Genomic DNA, 3,686 nt, shown 5'->3' with positions numbered 1-3,686 from the left:
TCTTCTTCTGAAAATCTCTTCATAAAAACTGCGCCTCCAATTGGTTAGATTATGTCTAACAATTGGGGCGCAGTTCACAGAACCGTTCTGCGACAAGGGTTCTTTTTTGGTATGTGTACCGGAAAGAGTGGTTATGTAAACTAGCTTTGCATGCGATATACATAATGTTTCCCATACGTATATTTGATAAAATGGAATAAAAAGGTTTTATATTTAGGGGGAAAAAGATGAAAAAGATATTTTTTATTGCTTTCATATTGTTTCTAATGTGTGGCTGCCAAAGTAAAGCTAAGGAGCCTTTAGTTTTTACAGGTAAAAGCGACAACTGGACAGTAAAAGAGACTGTAAAGCCAATATCAGACAAAGATAAAGGTGAACCAAAGACTATTGAATTAACTTATACAGGCAAAGATAAGAAATCAGTCGGAGAGTTCAGTTTTAAATTAGAAGCACCAAACGGCCAATGGGGTGTTTCCATTATAGAGCTAGATAAAGAAGGAAAATTTAAAGAAAAAACAAACGCAATAGTCAATAGAGAAACATTGAAATCAGATAAACCTATAATAATTTTAAAATGGAATGATCAAAAAGAAGAGATTACGTTAAAAAATAAAAACCAGCCATAAGCTTTATGGCTGGTTTTTATTTAGCTATCTATTCGCTTTAAAATTTTATGCTCTTCTTTTTCTGGAAAAGGTCTTATACCAAAGTAGTAACTAAAAACAAAAAAGATAACAACAACTACAGCAAAAATGAGCAACTTTTTTGAATAACCTTTAGATTCTCTTTTATTCTCAAGTTCTTCTTTATATTTTTGTTGAATTTGTTTTTTCTTGTCATCTATTTTCATATTTACTCCTAGATATAGTTTTTATCTAATTTTACCATAACAATCCAGTTAATGTTTATTTCTTCCGATAATGTTGATTATGATAACTATGTTTGTATATCATATAAAGCGTAAAAACAGAAAAAACTCCCTGCCATCTGGGGAGTTTTTTCTGCTACATTTATTTTATTGAAGGATCTAAAAGTTACAGCTTATTGAGTAGTTTGTTCTAAAAATATAAGATTATTCTTTTTTCTTAGCTAGTTGTTCTTTGTCTTGTGTTCCAGGTGGTTGTTCAAGCCATTTATGATGGATCATGATATCAGCTCCATCTTTCGCATATTGACCGATTTCAAGTGATAGCCTTTCATAATTGATAACGAGGTCACTTCGTTGACTTGCAGCTGCTGCAGTCGCATAGTTACCTGTTCCTGCTGCGCTCAAAAAGCTCATATGAAACATCGCTAGTCGATCAGAGAAGACAGGTGTGGTTAAGTCACTAATTGCAATATCATGTGGAACCGGTGGCTGAATATGATTATCTAGGAGGGCTTTGCCAAAGATCTGCACATGTTTTTCCGAGATTTCAGCCCCTCTTAACATCCATTGTTGAATTTTTTCGCGTTGAGATGTCTGAGCAAAGCTAAGAGCTAGCTTACTGCCGATGATGTTGGTTTGAATGTTCATATATAAATGCGATATTTCAATGGCATTCAAAGGACGTTCTTTGCTAAAAAACGAAAAGCCACTAAGATAGCTTTTGCTGTCTACAGTATCTGGTTGAGTAGGGTAAGCAATATAAGGAGCTCGAACAAATAACCCTTTTGAAAGGGCGATATCCGAACTTTCATCATATAAATTGGAGGCCTCTTGAAGCCCCTCTTTAAAATATAATCGTATATCTTTTCGAGCACTCATGGATAGAAACCCACTAAATGCTAGCATCCCTATTTTTGCCATGTGATTAACGTATGTAAGAATAAAGGTATCGGTGTACAGACGGCCAGTATCCTTATTCACATCGTGTTCATTTGTAAATCCTATAGGAAGAGGAATTTCTTCTCTTTGAAATAAAGCACGAAGTTTTTCTACATGAACAGCTGAAAGATCATAAGCTATTTGAACAATCGATTTAATTTCTTTATCTTCAATATGTTTTAAGAAATAACCAAGTATACATTTGGACATACTATCATTCATATAGCCAGTCCACGTGCAGGCTATTTCAGCTGACGTAAGCTTTGTGTTATGTTCAGTCATGAGCAGTTTCCTCCACTTGATATTTTAGGTTGTCACTATATCATTTGCAGAAAACTGCTATTTTTATGCCTTTTATGAATATATATAATCTGATTCAAATTACTTGTCGTTGTTCCAAGTATATTGAAACAAGTATATTTTTTCACTTCTATAGTTTCCGATAAGGTACATTATGGTAAATAAAAGCTGATATAGGCTGTTTTTTTTAGGGGAATTAAAAAAAGAATAAATTAGAAAGATAAATGACATAATCAAGATAAATACATATAATTAGGAGGCTTTAATGGCTAAGCATAATGTAAGATTATCAAGTCCTGAAATTGGTGGTTTATGGGGAGTTTATATACAAGAAACAATGTCTACTTGTTTGTTGAAATATTTTCTTCATCACCTACAAGACAACGAAATAAAGCCTATTTTACAAAAATCTTTACTTATCTCTCAATCACATCTAAAGCAAATTAAGGATATTTTTTCTGAGGAGAATATCCCTTTACCAGATGGGTTTACGGACAAAGATATTAATTTGTCAGCGCTGCCCCTTTTTTATGACCTTTTTGCTCTGAGTTTTGTCTACTCAATGAGTCGCATGTCAATGGTTAACCTAGGGTTTGCTACTTCTACTGTTGCTCGGGCAGATGTTCTTGATTTCTTCACTCAGGCTTTGAATCAAGCTACAGAGCTCTATGCAGAATCCACTACTCTAATGTTATCTAAAGGAATTTACGATCGACCACCTATGATTACCTATCCTGAGAAAGTTGAATATATAAAAAAACAATCTTATATAGTAGCAGCCATAGGAAAAAAAAGACCTTTAAATGCTGTTGAACTTACTGAAATGTTCTTCAATATTGAGCGTAACTATTTCTCGGTACTACTCTGTATGGGCTTATTACAAGTGATTAAGGACAAGGAAATTAAAGATTATATAGAAGATGGAATGGATATATCAGAAAAACAAATCAATTTCTTGAATGACCTTTTAAAGGAAGAAGAACTTCTTGGTACAGTTCCTGTTAGTATAGAAGTAACAAATTCAACCGTTTCTCCTTTTTCCGACAAGCTTATTGTTGCGCTTTTTCATTTTTTAAATTCCATTGATGTGACACTTATTGGACATGCTTTATCTTTATCCATGAGGACAGATTTAGCTACTTATTACAGTAAATTAATTGGAGAAATATTAATTTATGCTGGAAAGGGCTTTAATATTATGGTCAACCGGGAATGGCTAGAACAACCTCCTCAAGCACCAAATAGAAAGGCTTTAAAAGGAAAGTAAGTTAATTAATAAGAAGATTCTATTTGAGAATGTTGAATAACACTCTAAAAATTCGTTATATAAAAATGCTTCAAAAAGCCCTTGATGAAAGGGCTTTTTAGCATGCTGGGTTCAATAATGTCTGTTATATTAAGTAAATAGTAGGTTATTTCATAAAAGTAATCAGTTTAACTGTTTACTCTTAGTGACGACAAATGGATATATTTATATATTTTACCAAAAGGTCGGCTTACCGACCATAAACCAAAGCATAGTCATTAATAGAATGATGTAAATCCAAATAGATCGCTTTAGTTTAGTTGCCAGTTCTTT

General features: G+C 33.1%; 4 protein-coding genes. 2 read left to right on the top strand and 2 right to left on the bottom strand.

The features are described from left to right. Nucleotides 1-227: 227 nt before the first annotated feature. Nucleotides 228-626: a hypothetical protein gene (locus tag ACFX4R_RS29380; RefSeq protein WP_322552719.1), complete on the top strand. Its 399-nt coding sequence runs from the start codon at nucleotides 228-230 to the stop codon at nucleotides 624-626. 20 nt (nucleotides 627-646) lie between these two features. On the opposite strand, the gene ACFX4R_RS29375 is transcribed toward ACFX4R_RS29380, so the two are convergent. After that, complete coding sequence (locus ACFX4R_RS29375) at nucleotides 647-850, bottom strand: hypothetical protein (protein WP_322552718.1); 204 nt, start codon at nucleotides 848-850, stop codon at nucleotides 647-649. A gap of 222 nt (nucleotides 851-1,072) precedes the next feature. Beyond that, nucleotides 1,073-2,089: a DUF3231 family protein gene (locus ACFX4R_RS29370; protein ID WP_322552717.1), complete on the bottom strand. Its 1,017-nt coding sequence runs from the start codon at nucleotides 2,087-2,089 to the stop codon at nucleotides 1,073-1,075. A 283-nt stretch (nucleotides 2,090-2,372) separates the two neighbouring features. Here ACFX4R_RS29370 and ACFX4R_RS29365 point away from each other — a divergent pair, with 283 nt between their 5' ends. Further along, entirely contained in the window at nucleotides 2,373-3,374 is a 1,002-nt protein-coding gene (locus tag ACFX4R_RS29365; RefSeq protein WP_377571738.1) for a DUF3231 family protein, read from the top strand. The last annotated feature ends 312 nt before the right edge of the window (nucleotides 3,375-3,686 follow it).

This window comes from Priestia sp. YIM B13490 (assembly GCF_042787735.1).
Taxonomy (GTDB): domain Bacteria; phylum Bacillota; class Bacilli; order Bacillales; family Bacillaceae_H; genus Priestia; species Priestia megaterium.
The sequence above is the reverse complement of the archived record's forward strand: the minus strand, read 5'-3'. Positions and strand labels throughout refer to the sequence as shown.

Excerpts from the sequence above, each read along its gene's own strand:
- ACFX4R_RS29380 (WP_322552719.1), top strand. The coding sequence starts at position 228 with ATGAAAAAGATATTTTTTATTGCTTTCATATTGTTTCTAATGTGTGGC.
- ACFX4R_RS29375 (WP_322552718.1), bottom strand. The coding sequence starts at position 850 with ATGAAAATAGATGACAAGAAAAAACAAATTCAACAAAAATATAAAGAA.
- ACFX4R_RS29370 (WP_322552717.1), bottom strand. The coding sequence starts at position 2,089 with ATGACTGAACATAACACAAAGCTTACGTCAGCTGAAATAGCCTGCACG.
- ACFX4R_RS29365 (WP_377571738.1), top strand. The coding sequence starts at position 2,373 with ATGGCTAAGCATAATGTAAGATTATCAAGTCCTGAAATTGGTGGTTTA.